General features: G+C 69.0%; 11 protein-coding genes and 1 pseudogene. 9 read left to right on the top strand and 3 right to left on the bottom strand.

Annotation, left to right across the window (positions count from 1 at the left end; all coding sequences use genetic code 11):
* Nucleotides 1-108: 108 nt before the first annotated feature.
* Nucleotides 109-348 (top strand): annotated as a pseudogene (locus ACE5C1_RS15735) (GyrI-like domain-containing protein); the annotation flags it as partial.
* A gap of 72 nt (nucleotides 349-420) precedes the next feature.
* On the opposite strand, the gene ACE5C1_RS15730 reads toward ACE5C1_RS15735, so the two are convergent.
* On the bottom strand, nucleotides 421-1,941 hold the full coding sequence (locus tag ACE5C1_RS15730; protein WP_374945017.1) for a CpaF family protein: 1,521 nt from the start codon (nucleotides 1,939-1,941) through the stop codon (nucleotides 421-423).
* 125 nt (nucleotides 1,942-2,066) lie between these two features.
* Here ACE5C1_RS15730 and ACE5C1_RS15725 point away from each other — a divergent pair, with 125 nt between their 5' ends.
* Nucleotides 2,067-2,276, top strand: a complete 210-nt coding sequence (locus tag ACE5C1_RS15725; protein WP_374945016.1) for a hypothetical protein — start codon at nucleotides 2,067-2,069, stop codon at nucleotides 2,274-2,276.
* Nucleotides 2,277-2,279: 3 nt separating this feature from the next.
* Here the strand turns inward: ACE5C1_RS15725 and ACE5C1_RS15720 are convergent, their stop codons facing one another.
* Entirely contained in the window at nucleotides 2,280-2,897 is a 618-nt protein-coding gene (locus ACE5C1_RS15720) for a glutathione S-transferase family protein (protein ID WP_374945015.1), read from the bottom strand.
* Nucleotides 2,894-3,787: a glutathione-dependent disulfide-bond oxidoreductase gene (gene yghU / locus ACE5C1_RS15715; protein WP_374945014.1), complete on the bottom strand. Its 894-nt coding sequence runs from the start codon at nucleotides 3,785-3,787 to the stop codon at nucleotides 2,894-2,896. Before yghU ends, ACE5C1_RS15720 begins: the two co-directional genes overlap by 4 nt.
* A gap of 216 nt (nucleotides 3,788-4,003) precedes the next feature.
* Between yghU and ACE5C1_RS15710 the strand changes: the two genes are divergently transcribed.
* From ACE5C1_RS15710 to ACE5C1_RS15680, 7 genes are all read left to right on the top strand, one after another.
* A complete protein-coding gene (locus tag ACE5C1_RS15710; RefSeq protein WP_374945013.1) occupies nucleotides 4,004-5,188 on the top strand; it encodes a glycosyltransferase family 4 protein in 1,185 nt (394 codons plus the stop codon).
* A 143-nt stretch (nucleotides 5,189-5,331) separates the two neighbouring features.
* A complete protein-coding gene (glf, locus tag ACE5C1_RS15705) occupies nucleotides 5,332-7,536 on the top strand; it encodes a UDP-galactopyranose mutase (protein WP_374945012.1) in 2,205 nt (734 codons plus the stop codon).
* Nucleotides 7,533-9,593, top strand: coding sequence for a glycosyltransferase (locus ACE5C1_RS15700; RefSeq protein ID WP_374945011.1), 2,061 nt, complete (start codon nucleotides 7,533-7,535; stop codon nucleotides 9,591-9,593). Before glf ends, ACE5C1_RS15700 begins: the two co-directional genes overlap by 4 nt.
* Nucleotides 9,586-10,698, top strand: a complete 1,113-nt coding sequence (locus ACE5C1_RS15695) for a zinc-binding alcohol dehydrogenase (protein WP_374945010.1) — start codon at nucleotides 9,586-9,588, stop codon at nucleotides 10,696-10,698. The genes ACE5C1_RS15700 and ACE5C1_RS15695 overlap by 8 nt, the downstream gene beginning before the upstream one ends.
* A complete protein-coding gene (locus ACE5C1_RS15690; RefSeq protein WP_374945009.1) occupies nucleotides 10,695-12,998 on the top strand; it encodes a glycosyltransferase in 2,304 nt (767 codons plus the stop codon). The genes ACE5C1_RS15695 and ACE5C1_RS15690 overlap by 4 nt, the downstream gene beginning before the upstream one ends.
* Nucleotides 12,995-16,174 (top strand): PAS domain-containing protein, encoded by a 3,180-nt coding sequence (locus ACE5C1_RS15685; protein ID WP_374945008.1) that lies wholly within the window; start codon nucleotides 12,995-12,997, stop codon nucleotides 16,172-16,174. The genes ACE5C1_RS15690 and ACE5C1_RS15685 overlap by 4 nt, the downstream gene beginning before the upstream one ends.
* Nucleotides 16,171-16,578, top strand: coding sequence for a DUF2946 family protein (locus ACE5C1_RS15680; RefSeq protein ID WP_374945007.1), 408 nt, complete (start codon nucleotides 16,171-16,173; stop codon nucleotides 16,576-16,578). Before ACE5C1_RS15685 ends, ACE5C1_RS15680 begins: the two co-directional genes overlap by 4 nt.
* The last annotated feature ends 20 nt before the right edge of the window (nucleotides 16,579-16,598 follow it).

Genomic DNA, 16,598 nt, shown 5'->3' with positions numbered 1-16,598 from the left:
CGGCGATCCGGACACCGTCCACGCCACGGTGCGGCGGTTCATCGCCTGGCGGCAACGGAGCGGCGTGTTCGGGGGCGACCGCACGATCTTAGGGATCTCCCGACCGACATGCGGGCCACCGCGCCAGAGGCGTTCCGGAGGGACATCTGCGTCGCGAGCGATGCGCCGGTCGCGCCCAACGACGACGGCGTGGAGGCCGGGCTGATACCGGGCGGCCGGGTCGCGGTGCTGCGCGTCCTCGGCATCGCCGGCGACGATCTCGAACCGCGGCGCTGTTTCCTGTGTCGCGACTGGCTGCCCGCCAGCGGCGAGGAGCCGCGCGACTTCCCGCTCTATTGCCAGCGCGTGCGCTTCTTCCCGCTGGTGCCTGCGCACGGGGCGATAACCAACCTGTTCCTGCCGCTTCGCAGCGGCGGCCGGTCAGAGGCAGGATTCCAGATAGGCCTGGTCGAAGCCGAACTGCTTGGCCTTGTCGATCGTGTACGGGCGCAGGCCCATGGCGCGATATTCACCGATGATCTTGCCGTCGGCGGATTCGTCGAGGTACTCGAACTTGAACAGCTCCTGCGTCACGATGACGGGGCCTTCCATGCCGATCACTTCGGTAATGTTGGTGACGCGGCGGCTGCCGTCGCGCAGGCGCTTGACCTGGATGATCATGTCGACCGAGTCGGCGATCTGGCGGCTGATCGCCTCCTTGGGCACCTTGATGTCCGACATCATCACCATGTTTTCCATCCGCGCCAGCGCTTCGCGCGGCGAGTTGGAGTGGAGCGTGCACATCGAGCCGTCGTGCCCGGTGTTCATCGCCGCGAGCATGTCGAAACACTCGGAGCCGCGGATTTCGCCCAGGATGATGCGGTCCGGCCGCATGCGCAGCGCGTTCTTGACGAGGTCGCGGATGCTGATCTCGCCCTGACCCTCCAGGTTGGCGGGACGCGTCTCGAGCGGCAGCCAGTGCGGCTGCTGGAGGCGAAGCTCGGCGGCGTCCTCGATCGTCAGCACGCGCTCGCCCGGGTCGATCATCTTGGACAGGGCGTTGAGCATGGTGGTCTTGCCCGAGCCGGTGCCGCCCGAGATCACGACGTTGAACCGGCACGCGCCCGCGATCTTGAGCGCGGTCGCCATTTTCGGCGACATGCTGCCGAAGCCCGCCATCATGTCGAGCGTGATCGGCTTGGCGGAGAACTTGCGGATCGAGATCGCGGTGCCGCGCAGCGACAGCGGCGGGACGATGACGTTGACGCGGGAGCCGTCCTTGAGCCGCGCGTCGGCCAGCGGCGTGGTCTGGTCGACGCGGCGGCCGACCGAGTTGCAGATGCGCTGCGCGATCTGGAACAGATGTTCCTCGTCGCGGAACTGGACCTGCGCCAGCTCCAGCTTGCCCTTGCGCTCGACATAGGTCTGGTCGGGGCCGTTGACCATGATGTCCGAGATGTTGGGATCGGCGAGCAATTCCTCGAGCGGCCCAAGTCCGAGCAGCTCGTCGACGAGCACCTTTTCGAGGGCGAACTGTTCGCGGCGGTTGAGCGTCAGCTTCAATTCGGCGAGCACTTCGCCGATGATCGGGCGGAATTCCTCAGCCAGCTCGTCCTTGCCCAGCGTTGCCGCGGCCTCGGGATCGACGCGCTCCAACAGGCGGGGGAGGACCTGCTCCTTGATCTTGTGGATCGACGACTCGAACCCTTCGACCTTGCTGCTGCCCGATTCGGCGCTGGCGGCCTGGCGGTCGGCCAGGCGCTGCATAGCATCGCCCTGCGGCATCATGTCCGCGCCGAACGCATCCTCGCCGGGCATCGGCACCGCGTCATAGGGCGGGAATTGCTGGCCGCCCTCGGCCTCGCGCGGCACGCTGCCGCCGCCCTGCATCGGACGCGCCACGCCGAACGCCGGCCTTGGCGATCCGCTACCTGTTCCGCTCCGGCGTCCGAACGCGCTCATGCCCAGTCCTTCATAACTCGACATGTACCGATAGGCGCGAAGGCTTGAGATTTGACTAACCATCCCGTGGAGGATCATCGAACGGCAGGCGGCCCGATCGCCGAACCGTTCAGACAGGCGACACCATGCCGAAGACGCTGTCCAACCGCCCGGAGGTACTCGCGCCGTCGTTCGCGGTCGCACCGCAATGTCGTCCGCGCGCTCGTCGGGCTGGGCACGTGCAGCGGGGTGCCGCGACGTTCCGGCTCCCCGCACCGGCCGAGCGTGGACTGGCATCGGCAATGCTGGTCCAGCGCGGCACCGGCCGGCCGGTCGCCGGCGCACGCAAGATCTGACCGCTACATCCCGGCCGCCGCTGCCGGTCGTGCGCGCATCGCCGCAACCCAGCGCGCGACGTGGGTGAATTCGGCCGGCGGCGCGAACTGGATCATGCGGGAAAAGTCGATGCCGGTGATCGCGATGATATCGGCCATCGTCACGCGGTCCGTGGCGATAAAGGCGCTTTCCCCCAGCCGCCGGTCGAACACGCCGAGCGCGCGCACGGCCGCGGCGCGGTTGGTCTCCGCGACTTCCGGAACCTGGTTCTCCAGCGCCGCCAGCGCCGGATGCGCGTGGCGAACCGACAGCATCAGCGGGGTGGCGAGCATCATTTCGGTTCGCCTGATCCACATCTCGATCTCCGCCATCTCGCGCGGGTTCCGACCGAACAGATTGGGCTCGGGATACAGGCTTTCGAGATAGCGGCAGATCGCGATCGATTCGGTAATCGCGGTGCCGTCGTCGAGTTCGAGAGCGGGCACGTTCGCGAGTCCCGCACGCGCGACGTAATCGCTGGCGCGGTGTTCGCCCTTCATGATGTCGACCTGGACGATCTCGATATCGTCGATGCCCTTTTCCGCCATGGCCCAGCGCACGCGGCGCGGATTGGGGGCGCGGCGGCTGTCGTAGAGCTTCATGCGGCATCGCCCGACGGCTGGAGCTTGTCCTGCGTCTTGGTGTCGAAATCGCTCGCGTCGTGGCGTTCGTGAAGCTGGCTGGCGGGATCGCCCATGACACGGTTGACCATGCGCCCGCGCTTCACCGCAGGGCGCGCGCCGATCTCGTCTGCCCAGCGGACGACGTTGGTATAGCTGGCGACGTCGAGGAATTCGCCCGCGTCGTACGCCAGCCCTTTCGCCAGCGAGCCATACCACGGCCAGGTGGCGATATCGGCGATCGTGTACTCGTCGCCGCCGAGGAATCGCGCGTCCGCCAGGCGCCGGTCGAGCACGTCGAGCTGACGCTTGATCTCCATCGCGAAGCGGTCGATCGCATATTCGATCTTGGTCGGCGCATAGGCGTAGAAATGGCCGAAGCCGCCGCCGAGATACGGCGCGCTGCCCATCTGCCAGAACAGCCACGACAGCACGCGCGCACGCTCCGCACCGTCCGTCGGCAGGAAAGCGCCGAACTTCTCGGCGAGATACATCAGGATCGCGCCCGATTCGAACACCGGCACCGGCTCGGCGCCGCTGTGGTCGACCAGCGCGGGAATCTTCGAGTTCGGATTGACCGCCACGAAGCCGCTGCCGAACTGGTCACCGTCGTTGATGCGGATCAGCCAGGCGTCGTATTCGGCGCCGGCGTGACCGAGCGCGAGCAGCTCCTCCAGCATCACCGTCACCTTCACCCCATTGGGGGTGGCGAGCGAATAGAGCTGGAGCGGGTGCTTGCCTCGGGCCAAATCCTTGTCGTGCGTCGCGCCCGCGACCGGGCGATTGATCGCGGCGAAGCGGCCGCCGCTCTCCTTGGTCCAGATCCAAACCCTAGGGGGCACATAGGCGGGCGGCACATAGGTCTCGGTCATGGCAGGCTCCACCAAATCGGTTGCGGTCCGCGCGATGTGGCGGATCGTGCGCCGAACACAAGGCGGAGCGCACCCGTTCGACACCGCACGATGCCGATAGCGAAGCAACGGTCGGGCGATTAGGGCACGGCGGCCAGCAAGTCCGAGGAGGCGCAAATCGTTGACGATCGGTCGAGGGCCTTCCCTCCCCTCCTCACTTCCAAGCGCACGGCCGTGGTGATCAGCGACTGGGTCGAGGGCTGGCCGCCCGCCAGCGCCGTGCCCAGCCGCGACAATGCATGCGCGCGGTGGCGATCGCTGGAGCACGATGCGCGCCCCTGGCCGGACGGCGGCGACGCGCGCGGCGAAGTCGCTGGAGGATATCTCGAACGCTTGCCGCTGGCGCTGGTCGCGGCGGGCGTGGTCGACCAGGTCGAGATCTGGCACCATTGGCGCGGCGAGGGCCAGCCGCCGTTCCGCCGCGAGAGTCCCGTGCTCGCGCGGCGCGCCTTTCGCCTCGATGTCGAAAACGCGCCGTTCGCCTCGGCGGACATGATCGCCTTCGTCGAGACCTTCGGCGCGCCGCACATCCTGGTGGTGCTCGGGCTCGGCGTGGCGACAGACGTGCTCGATGCCTGCACGAACAGCGTGATCCTCTACAATTCGATCGACGCCCCCGCCCTGCGTGTGCCACCCGCGGTCAGCGCGCGCTTCGACCTCGTCATTACCGGCGCGCAGTGGCAATCGGAAGAAGTGACCGCACGCCATCCTGAGATGGCGACCGTCGTCATGCCGATCGGGCCCGAGTTCGCGGCGACCGACCAGTTCCGGCCGCTGGGGACGGCCAAGGACGTCGACCTGATCTACGTCGCCGCCGCGCAATCCTACAAGCGTCACGACATCCTGTTCGACGCGATGGCGCAACTCCCGCGCGATGTCAGCGCGCTGTGCGTCTTCGGCTATGGCGAAGATGGAGATACCTTGCGCGCACGGGCCGCCAGGCAAGGATTGAACGTCGAATTCGTCGGCCCGCCCGGCGTGCCGATCGAAGAGGTCAACCGGCTGATGAACCGCGCCCGCTTCGGCGTGGTGTGCGGCGTCGACGACGGCGCGCCGGCGATCCTTACCGAATATATGCTCGCCGGGCTGCCGGTGCTCGCAAATGCTGCACTGCGGTGCGGATTGCAGTTCATCCTGCCGGAGACCGGCGTGGCGGCGTCTGCGGAGGACTTCGCCGACGCGATCATGGACCTGCGAGCACGCGCGCACACCTTCGATGCGCGCGGGGCGGTGCTGGAGCGCTGGACCTGGCCGCATAGCATCGAACGACTCCACCGGCTTATCGCGCCTTTATGCAACATGAAGCAGGGACGTACGTTACGGGGCGGCCTAGTCGCACCGTCCGAGTCTGTGACGCCATGACCGGAAAGATGGGGACGCGAGTGTACAAAGCAGGACTTTGCCCGACCTCCGCTCGCATCGACGCCCCGATTCCCGACCAGCCGCCGCTCCTGTGCTTTTCGCACTTGCGGTGGGATTTCGTAACGCAGCGCCCGCAGCATCTGATGCGGCGTTTCGCGCAGACCCGGCCGGTGTTCATGTGGGAAGAGCATATCCCCTGCGACCACCCGCTGCCCTTTCTGGAGCATCACGCCTTCGCCGCCGACGGCGTGGTCGCGCTGCGGCCGCGCCTGCCGCATTGGTGGAGCCGCGAGGATGTCGAGGCGGGCCTCAGCACGCTGCTCGACGCGTTCGTGAAGACAAGCGTGCGCGGCGACCCGCTGCTGTGGTTCTACACGCCGGTGATGTTCGGCTTTGCCGGGCATCTGGCGGCATCGGCGGTGGTGTACGACTGCATGGACGAACTGTCGGCGTTTCGCTTCGCCGACCCGGCGCTGATGGAGCGCGAGAGCGCGCTGCTGGCGTGTGCCGACCTGGTCTTCACCGGCGGCTACAGCCTGTACGAAGCCAAGCGCCACCGCCACGCCGACATCCACCCGTTCCCGTCGGCGGTCGAAGTGGGCCATTTCGCGCAGGCCCGCACGCGCGACCGCGAGCCCGAGGATCAGCGCGGCATCGCGGGGCCCAAGCTCGGCTTTTACGGCGTGATCGACGAGCGTATCGACCTGGCGCTGATCGACGCGGTGGCGGCGGCGCGGCCCGACTGGTCACTGGTGATGATCGGGCCGGTCGCCAAGATCGACCCCGCATCGCTGCCGCGGCGCGACAACATCCACTGGCTCGGCGGGCGCGACTACCGCGACCTGCCGGCGTACCTGTCGGGGTGGAACGCGGCGCTGATGCCGTTCGCGATCAACGAGGCGACGCGGTTCATCAGTCCGACCAAGACGCCGGAATATCTCGCCGGCGGGCTGCCGGTGGTGTCGACGCCGATCGTCGACGTGATCCGCCATTATGGCGACATGCAGGCGGTGGCGATCGCTGACGGTGCCGGGGCCTTTATTGCGGCGTGCGAAGCGGCACTCGCCTTGCCGCGCGAGGGCGTCTGGCAGGCCGAGGCGGACCGCGTGCTCGCCCGCCAGTCGTGGGACTGCACGCAAGCGGCGATGGCGGCGGAGATCGACCGCGTGACAACCGCGCGCCGAACGCGCGCCGCAACCCCCATCCGCCCAATACGGCGCGAGCGCTACGACACGTTGGTCGTCGGCGCAGGGTTTGCCGGATCGGTCCTGGCGGAGCGGCTGGCGGCGGACGCGGGGCAGCGGGTGCTGGTGGTCGACCGCCGCCCGCACATCGGCGGCAACGCCTATGACGAGCATGACGCGGCGGGGGTGCTGATCCACCGCTACGGACCGCACATCTTCCACACCAATTCGGCGGACGTGTTCGACTATCTGTCGCGCTTCACCGAATGGCGCCCGTACGCGCACCGGGTGCTGGCCGACGTGGCGGGCAAGCTGGTGCCGATGCCGATCAACCGGACGACGCTGAACGCGCTCTACGGGTGCGGGCTGGACAGCGACGAAGCGGCGGCGGCGTTCCTGGCGGCGCGCGCGGAGCCGGTAGCGGATGTGCGGACGTCGGAGGACGTCGTGGTGTCCGCGGTCGGGCGCGAGCTCTACGAGACGTTCTTTCGCGGCTATACGCGCAAGCAATGGGGGCTCGATCCGTCCGAGCTCGACAAGGCGGTGACCGCGCGGGTGCCGACGCGGACGAGCGAGGACGATCGCTATTTCACCGACCGGTTCCAGGCAATGCCCGCCGAGGGCTATACCCGGATGTTCGCCAACATGCTCGACCATCCGGGCATCTCGACCGAACTGGGGGTCGAGTACCGCGACGTGATCGAGCGGGTCGACGTCGACCATATCGTCTTCACCGGACCGATCGACGAATTTTTCGATTTCCGCTTCGGCAAGTTGCCGTATCGCAGCCTGCAGTTCCGCCACGAGACCCACGATGTCGCGCAGTTCCAGCCGGTCGCGGTGGTGAACTACCCCGACGAGCGCGTGCCGCAGACCCGGATCACCGAATACAAGCATCTGACCGGGCAGACGAACCCGAAGACCAGCATCACCTATGAATTTCCCAGCGACCAGGGCGATCCTTATTATCCCATCCCGCGGCCCGAGAACCAGGCGCTGTTCAAACGCTACGAGGCGCTGGCGGATGCGGAAGGTGACGTGACCTTCGTCGGGCGGCTCGCGACCTATCGCTACTACAACATGGATCAGGTCGTGGGTCAGGCGCTGGCGACGTACCGCCGCTTGCGCGAGACGCTCTCGCCGGTATTGTCCGCCGCCGAATGACCCGCATCTGTCTCCTGACCGACAGCCCGGCCCCGTCGGGGGTCGGCGCACACCTGCTCGCCCTGGCGAAGGGTCTCGGCGGCGAAGTCGTCGTCGCGGCGCGGGCAGGTACCGGGCTGATCGAGCGCGCGGTTGCCGACGGCTTCGCGGTCAAGACGATCGGCGACGACGAGGATGCGCTGACGCAGTGGCTCGCGCGCTCGGCGCCCGATCTGGTCCACGTCCATGCCGGGATCGGTTGGGAGGGGCATGCCGCGGTCCGCGCGGCGCGCGCGGCGGGCGTGCCGGTGGTCCGCACCGAGCATTTACCGCACCTGCTCACCGACGAGCGGCAGCGGGCCGAGCATTTCGGCATGGCGCACGATGTCGCACGGTTGATCTGCGTATCGGACGCGGTTGCCGAGAGCCACCGCGCGGCGGGGATCGACCCGGCGCTGATCGCCACCGTTCACAATGGGGTCGCCGCGCACGCACCGTCGCGGTCGCGCGCCGACCTGCGCCGCGAATCGGGCTTCGGCGATTCCCCGGTGCTGCTGATGGTCGCACGATTCGCCGAGCAGAAGGGGCACCAGCTGCTGCTCGATGCGCTGCCCGCGGTTATCGCCGCGCATCCCGATACGGTCGTGCTGCTGGCGGGCGAGGGTCCGCTGCTGATCTCCACCGCGCGGGCGATCGCCGCGCGCGGGCTCGGCGCGACGGTGCGGATGCTCGGCCCGCGCGGCGATGTGCCCGATCTGATGGCGCTCGCCGACCTGCTCGTCCTCCCGTCCGCGTTCGAGGGGCTGCCGCTGGTTGCGCTGGAGGCGATGGCGGCGTGCCTGCCGGTGGTCGCGACCGACGCGCCGGGCAACGCGGAAGCGGTCGAAGACGGCGTCACCGGGCGCCTCTGCGGTACCGACCCTGCAAGCTTCGCAGCCGCCGTGGTCGATCTGCTCGGCGACCGCGACCGGCTCGGCGCGATGGGACAGGCCGCCTGCGAGCGCCAACGTAAACTTTTCACGGTCGATCGGATGATCGCCGAAACCCGCGCGGTCTATGCCGCGGTCGAACACACCAAAGGAGCACGCGTGGAGCGGACACGGATCGGGTTCATCGGCGCAGGCGGCATCGCCCACCGCCATTTCGGCGTGCTGGAGCAATTCGACGACGTCGAGATCGTCGCGGTGGCGGACGTCGACCTGGCGCGCGCGACCGAGGCGTCGGCGCGGTTCGGTGCGCGCGCGTTCGACGATGCGGCGGCGATGCTGGACCAGGTCGAGGTCGACGCGATCTACATCTGCGTGCCGCCGTTCGCGCATGGCGAGCCCGAGCGGCTGGCGATCGACCGCAACCTGCCGTTCTTCGTCGAGAAGCCGGTGGCGCTCGACATCGGCACCGCCGAGGACGTCGCGGCGGCGGTCGACCGGTTGGGGCTGGTCACCGCGGTGGGCTATCACTGGCGCTATCTCGACACGGTCGACGAGGTCCGCGGGCTGCTCGCGCATACGCCCGCCCGGCTGCTGTCTGGCTACTGGCTCGATTCCACCCCGCCGCCGCGCTGGTGGTGGAAGCAGGGGGCGTCGGGCGGGCAGATGCTCGAACAGACGACCCACCTGGTCGATCTCGCCCGCTATCTCGTCGGCGATGTCGTGCGGGTCTACGGCCAGTCCGGCCACGTCGCACGGCCCGAGTTCCCCGGCCTGGACGTCGCGACGACGAGTACCGCGACGCTGACCTTCGCCGGCGGTGCGATCGCCAATTTCGCTTCCACCTGCCTGCTCGGGTGGAATCACCGCGTCGGGCTGCACCTGTTCGGCGAGCGCCTCGCGGTCGAGCTGACCGACCGCGACGTGATGATCGACACCGGCCACGGCCGCCCGGTGCGCGGCAACCGCGCCGACCCCGTCGTCCTCGAAGACCGCGACTTCATCGACGCGGTGCAGGGCAAGGAGAACCGTGTCCGCTGCCCCTACCCGCAAGCCCTCGAAACGCTGCGGCTGGCGCTGGCGATCGAGCAATCCGCTGCCGAAGGCCGCGCGATCGATATGGCGCCTGCGCGGGAGCCTGCGCATGTCTGAGCATCGCCCAGAACACCGGCACGTCCGTTCGCTGGGCGTCGAGCGTCCCGGGCAGGCGTATTTCGCAGGCTATGACGAGGGCCCGCTGCCCGAGCATCTCGTCCGCCTCGACCTGCTCTACACCGGCTTTTCGGCGGGCACTGAACTGACCTTCGTCAAGAACACCAACCCCTATCTGCACTCGCGCTGGGATGCGGGGCGCGGGGTGTTCGTGGGCGGCGAGGCGAGCGCGCATTTTCCGGTGCCGTTCCTCGGCTACATGGAGTGCGCGCGCGTGAGCGAGTCGCGCACCTACGATTACACGCCCGGCGACGTCGTCGGCGCGACATTCGGCCACAAGACCGGGCATACCGCGGACCCGTTCCACGAACTGCTCGTCAAGCTGCCCGCGGACGTGGACCCGATCTTGGGCATCTACGTCGCGCAGATGGGGCCGATCGCGGCCAACGGCATCCTCCACGCCGATGCCGAGCTGCTCGGGCCCAATGTCGTCGGGCTCGGCGACGGCGTCCGCGGCCGCCCGGCGCTGGTGATCGGCGCGGGCATCGTCGGCATGCTGACCGCGCTGTTCGCGCAGGCAGCGGGCGCGAGCGAGGTGGTGATCGCCGACCCCTCCCCCTTCCGTCGCCTGCGCGCCGAATGCCTCGGGCTGACCGCGATGACCGAAGACGAGGCCTGGGCGCATGCCAAGGCGCGCTGGCATCACGGCGGCGACGATCGCGGTGCCGACGTGGTGTTCCAGACCCGCGCCGACGCCGCCAGCCTCCACGCCGCGATGCGCGCGCTCCGGCCGCAGGGCACGGTGATCGACCTCGCCTTCTACCAGGGCGGCGCGGATCGCCTGCGCCTCGGCGAGGAGTTCCATCACAACGGGCTCAACCTGCGGTGCGCGCAGATCAACCGCGTGCCCCGCGGGCTGGCGCAGCAATGGGATCGCAGGCGACTGGCGAACGAGACGGTCAAGCTGCTCCAGGCACGCGGGGACGAGATCAAGGCACAGCTCATCACCCACGTCGTCCCCTACGACGACGCGCCCGCGTTTATCGACCGGCTCGTCAGGGAACGCCCCGAGTTCCTCCAGATCGTGTTCAAGGCCGGCGATTGAGCCCGTTTACCGGATCGCTCGGCGAAACGGGCGGTGGGCCCGCGCCAGAGCGCGCGATTCGCATCCTGTTCGTCTTCGCCTGGCTGGTGGTGGGTGGCGAGGAGACCGAGGTGCGGTTGCTCGCGCAGGCGCTCGACCGTTCGCGGTACCGGATCGAAGTCGTCGCCTGCTTCCGTAAGGAGGGCATGCCCGAACAGACGCACCACCAGTTGGAGGCCGCGGGCGTGCCGGTCGACCGAACGCCCTACCACCTCGGATTCGAGGAGACGGTCGCGTACCTCGCCAGCAAGGTGCCCGCCTACGACATCGTCGTGTCGTGCCAGGACGTGGCCGACATCTACCCGGCGCTGGAGAGGATGCACCTGCGCCCGCCGCTGATCGAGCATGGCGGGCTGGTGCGCGAGGCGCTGTCGGGGCCGAAGCATTTCACCGCGCGCTACGTCGGCGTGTGCGCGTCGATCCGCGATGCGGCGGCGAGCCGGATGCCCGATCGGCCGCATCATGCGATCGAGATCCCGTCAATGGTCGACACGCATGCGTTCGACCCGCGCACCCGCGCACCGACCCGCGCCGCGCTGGGGATCGCGGAGGGCGTGCTGCTGATCGGCTGGCTCGGCCGCCTGGACGAGAAGAAGCGGGTCGAGGATTTCATCGAGGCCGCCGCGCTGGTCCACGCCAGGCAGCCCAGCGCCCGCTTCCTGGTCATCGGCGGCCCCGACGCCTTCATGCCGCATTATGCGGACATGCTCCGGCAGCGCGCGACCGCACTGGGTCTGAGCGGCGTTCTCCAGTTCCTGGGCGACCGCGCCGACGTGCCCGAATTGCTATCCGCGCTCGACGTCTTCGTCTGGCTGTCGCGCGGCGAGGGCATGCCGCACGTGATCGCCGAAGCGGGCGCAGCCCGCCTTCCCGTAATCGCGACCTGCGACAACGGCACCGCCGAGCAGATCGTCGACGGGGTGAGCGGCCTGTTCGTGCCGCACGAGGACCCGGCCGCCGTCGCCGCCGCGGTGCTCCGTCTGATCGGCGACCCCGCGCTGCGCGATCGGCTCGGGGCGGCGTTGCGCGCAAAGGTCGATGCCGAATATGCGGTGCCGGCGGTGGTGCCGCATTGGGAAGGCCTGTTCGCCGACGTGCTGGCGGAGCGTCCTCGCGCACGCCCGACCGGGCTGTTCCGCAGCTTCCTCCAGGGCGGCTTCGAATCCTCGTCGCACCGCCGCGCGCATGATAAGGCGCGGCTCGACATGATCGCGGCCAGCCATCACGACGTGCATGCCGGGCACGATTATCGCGAATTGACCCGCCACGGCATCCTGACGGTGCGCGACGGCCTGCGCTGGCACCTGATCGAGCAGACGCCGGGCCGTTACGACTGGTCGAGCCTCGAACGCCAGCTGACGGGCGCGAAGGCGGCCGGGACCGAGGTGATCTGGGACCTGCTGCACTACGGCTGGCCCGACGACATCGACATCTGGACGCCTGCGTTCGTCGAGCGGTTCGCGCGGTTCGCCGCGGCCGCCGCGCGCCACATCGGCCCCGCGCCTGCTGGCGAGCGCCGCTTCTACGCTCCCGTCAACGAAGTGTCGTTCTTTGCCTGGGGCGGCGGCGACGCGGCGTACCTCAACCCCTTCGCGCGTGGCCGCGGGTATGAGCTCAAGGTCCAGCTGGCGCGTGCGTCGATCGCGGCAATGGAGGCGATCCTGCGCGTCGACCCTCATGCTCGCTTCGTCCACGCGGACCCGGTCATCAACGTCGTCACCGATCCGCACCGCCCGTGGGAAGCCGCGCATGCCGAGGGGCACCGGCTGGCGCAATATCAGGCGTGGGACATGATCGCCGGCCGCTCATGGCCGCAGATCGGCGGACGGCCCGGGTTGCTCGATGTCGTCGGGGTCAATTTCTATCACAACAACCAGTGGCTGCACGGCGGCCCGCCGCTGCGCTTCGACGACCCGCTGGCGCGCCCGTTCCGCGCCATCCTGGCCGAGGTATACGCCCGCTACGGCCGCCCGATCTTTGTCGCCGAGACGGGGATCGAGGGCGACGGCCGCGCCGATTGGCTTGCCATGATCCTGCGCGAAGTCGACGCCGCGATCGCGCTCGGCGTGCCGGTCGAGGGGGTGTGCCTGTATCCGATCCTCGACCATCCCGGCTGGGACGACGGCCGTTATTGCCCCAACGGCCTGCTCGCGTGCTCGCCTGCTGCCGACAAGCGCGTCGCGCACCCGCCGCTCGCCCGGGTGATTGGAGTGGCGGGTCGTGGCGCCGCGCATGATCGCTTGGCACGTCACGCGCGATGACTGACGCGGCCTTCCTCGATGGCGGCGGTGCGGCGGGAGCGCTGATGCGTGCCCACGATTGGCAGACCACGCCGCTGGGGCCGCCCGAAGGCTGGCCACAGCCGCTCAAGACGCTGGTCGGGGTGATGCTCGCGGCCGACCAGCCGATGTTCGTCGCCTGGGGACCCGAGCACATCCTGCTCTACAACGACCGCTACGCGCCGATGCTCGCCGACCGGCACCCGCGCGCGCTAGGCCGATCGTTCTTCGACGTATGGCATGAGGTGCGCGAGGCGCTGACCCCGCTCGTCGACCAGGTGTTCGCGGGCGAGCCGGTCCATATGGCCGACATTACCCTGCTGCTGGACCGGCCGGGACGCCCGCGCGAGGCGCATTTTGCCTTTTCCTACACCCCGGTGCGCGACGAGGCCGGCACGGTCGCGGGGTTGTTCTGCCCGTGTACCGAGACCACCGGCGCGGTGCTGGCCGAGCGCCGCCGCGCGCAGGAGGCCGAGCGCCAGCGCCAGCTGTTCGGGCAGATGCCAGGCTTCGTCGCGGTCCTCTCCGGTCCCACCCACGTCTTCGATTACGTCAACGACGCCTATGTCGCCATGACGGGGGCGCGCGACTTCGTAGGCCGCGGCGTGCGCGAAGTCTTCCCCGAGCTCGACGGCCAGGGCTTCTTCGAACTGCTCGACCGCGTCTATGCGAGCGGCGAGCCGTTCACCGCGCAAGCGCTCCCGGTCCATCTGGCGGGCGAAGCGCAACCGCGCGCCATTGACCTGCTCTACCAGCCGATCCGCGACGATGCGGGCATTGTCACGGGCATCTTCGCGGGCGGCTACGACGTGACCGAACGGGTCCGCGCCGAGGCGGAATTGCGCGGCAGCGAGGCGCGGCTGCGGGCGGTGATCGATGCCGCGCCGATCGGACTGGTGTTCGCCGATGCGAGCGGCCGGATCACCGGCGGCAATGCGCATGTCGAGCACATCCTGGGGCACGCCGTGCTGCCCTCGCCCGACATCGACGCCTACGGCGAATGGGTCGGCTTCCACCCCGGCGGGCGGCGGGTGGAAGGACGCGAATACCCGCTGGCCCAGGTGGTCGCGGGCGCCGACCACGCCGAGCTCGAGGTGCTGTACCGCCGCGGCGACGGACGCGATGCCTGGGTGCGGTTCATCGCGTCGGCCATCCGCGGCGAAGACGGGCAGCCGGTGGGCGGCGTGGTCGCCTCGCTCGATGTCGATCGCGAGCGCCGCGCCGAGCTGGCGCTGCGCGAGCTGAACGCCGATCTGGAACGTCGGGTCACCGAACGGGCGCTGTCGCGCGGACGGACCTGGCAACTCAGCCCGGAGATCATGGGCGTCATCAACGCGCAAGGCGTTTTCGAAAGCGCCAATCCGGCGTGGGCGACGATGCTCGGCTGGTCGGAGGAGGAGGTCGCTTCGCGGCCGTTCTTCGACTTCATCCACCCCGACGACATCGCCCGGACGCAGGCAGTCTGGGCAGATTTGGTCGATCGCGAGCTTCCCGCGCTGCACTTCGAGAACCGCTATCGACACAAGGACGGCGGCTGGCGGTGGCTGTCGTGGGTGGCGGTGCCCGACGACGCCAAGGTGTATTGCAGCGCGCGCGACATCACCGAGGACAAGGAGCGCGCGCAGGCCCTCGCCGCGCGCACTGCGGAGCGCGACCGGCTGTGGCGCAATACCCAGGATATCCAGGTCGTCATCGACGGAGACGGCACCTTTCGCGCGATCAATCCGGCGTTCACGACGATACTCGGCTGGTCGCCCGACGAGGTCATCGGCCGGACGGTGTTCCACTTCGTGATCGCGGATGACAAAGCGCCGACCGGCGACGCACTGGCGCACGCGCGGCGGGATGTGCTGCCGACCTTCGAGAACCGCTACCGTCACAAGGACGGCAGCTTCCGCTGCATATCGTGGGTCGCGGCGCCCGAGGATGCGCTGATCTATGCCAGCGGGCGCAACATCACCGCCGAGAAGCAGCAGGCGGACGAGCTCGCCGCGACGCAGGAGGCGCTGCGCCAGGCGCAGAAGATGGAGGCGGTGGGTCAGCTGACCGGCGGCATCGCACACGATTTCAACAACCTGCTGACCGGGGTGATCGGTTCGCTCGACATGATGCAGCGGCGAATGGCCAAGGGCGAGACCGACCGGGTCGAACGCTACATCGCGATCGCGATGACGTCGGCCAACCGCGCCGCGGCGCTGACCCACCGGCTGCTCGCCTTTTCGCGCCGCCAGCCGCTCGATCCCAGGCCGGTCGGCGCCAACCGGCTGGTGACCGGGATGGAGGAGCTGCTGCGCCGCACCATCGGCGAGGCGATCGCGCTGGAGATCGTGACCGCGGGCGGCTTGTGGCAGACCTTGTGCGATCCGCACCAGCTCGAAAGCGCGATCCTCAATCTGGCGATCAATGCGCGCGATGCGATGCCGGACGGCGGGCATCTGACGATCGAGACCTGCAACGCGCATCTCGACAGCGCTTATGCCGCGCAGACCCGCGACGTGCGTCCGGGCCAATATGTGTGCATCTGCGTGACCGACACCGGCACCGGCATGGACAAGGACACGATCGCCAAGGTGTTCGAGCCGTTCTTCACCACCAAGCCGATCGGCCAGGGGACGGGGCTGGGCCTGTCGATGATCTACGGCTTCGCGCGCCAGTCCGAAGGCTATGCGCGCATCTATTCGGAGGTCGGCCAGGGCACGACCGTCAAACTCTACCTGCCGCGCTATTACGGCGAGGCGGAGGAGGCCGACGAGACGGTCGACGGCGTGGCCGACGCGCCGCTTGCCGAAGACGGCGAAGTGGTGCTGGTCGTCGAGGACGAGGCGGCGGTGCGCGACCTGGTCGTCGACCTGCTCGGCGACCTGGGCTACCGCGCGGTCGAGGCGGCGGATGGGCCGGCGGGGCTGAAGCTGCTGCAATCGGACATGCGCGTCGACCTGCTCGTCACCGACATCGGCCTGCCCGGGCTGAACGGCCGCCAGCTCGCCGATGCCGCGCGGGTGGCCAGGCCCGACCTGAAGGTGCTGTTCATGACCGGCTATGCCGAGAATGCGACACTGGCGAACGGCTTCCTGGAGCCGGGCATGGAGATGATCACCAAGCCGTTCGCGGTCGAGGCGCTGGCGACCCGCATCCGCGACATGCTCGAGGCCGGATGATGCGGCGGCTGATCCGTCGGCACCTGCGCGCGGCGTGGCTGCTGATCGCGCTGACGCTGGCGATGAAGGTGGTCGTGCCGGTCGGCTTCATGCCCGCGATGGTCGACACCGCATCGGGCCGGGCCTTGGCGATCGTCGCGTGCACCGGCATGGGGGCGGCGGACATGACCGCGATGCCGGGCATGGCCGGGCATGAAGGCGGCGACCACGCACCGGCGAAACCGGACTCGCCGTGCTTGGGCGCAGGCATCGCCGCGCCGATCCTGGGTGCGGTCGATCCGCTCCAGCTTGCGCTCGCCTTCGCGGTCGCGGTTGTTGTGGGATTGCTCTTCGCGACACCGCCGCCGAGACGACAAACGGCCTACCTGCGCCCGCACCTGCGGGGACCACCGAGCGCCGCCTGACCGAAACGCGCCACGACCGC

Source organism: Sphingomonas sp. (assembly GCF_964263785.1).
Lineage (GTDB): Bacteria > Pseudomonadota > Alphaproteobacteria > Sphingomonadales > Sphingomonadaceae > Sphingomonas.
The sequence above is the reverse complement of the archived record's forward strand: the minus strand, read 5'-3'. Positions and strand labels throughout refer to the sequence as shown.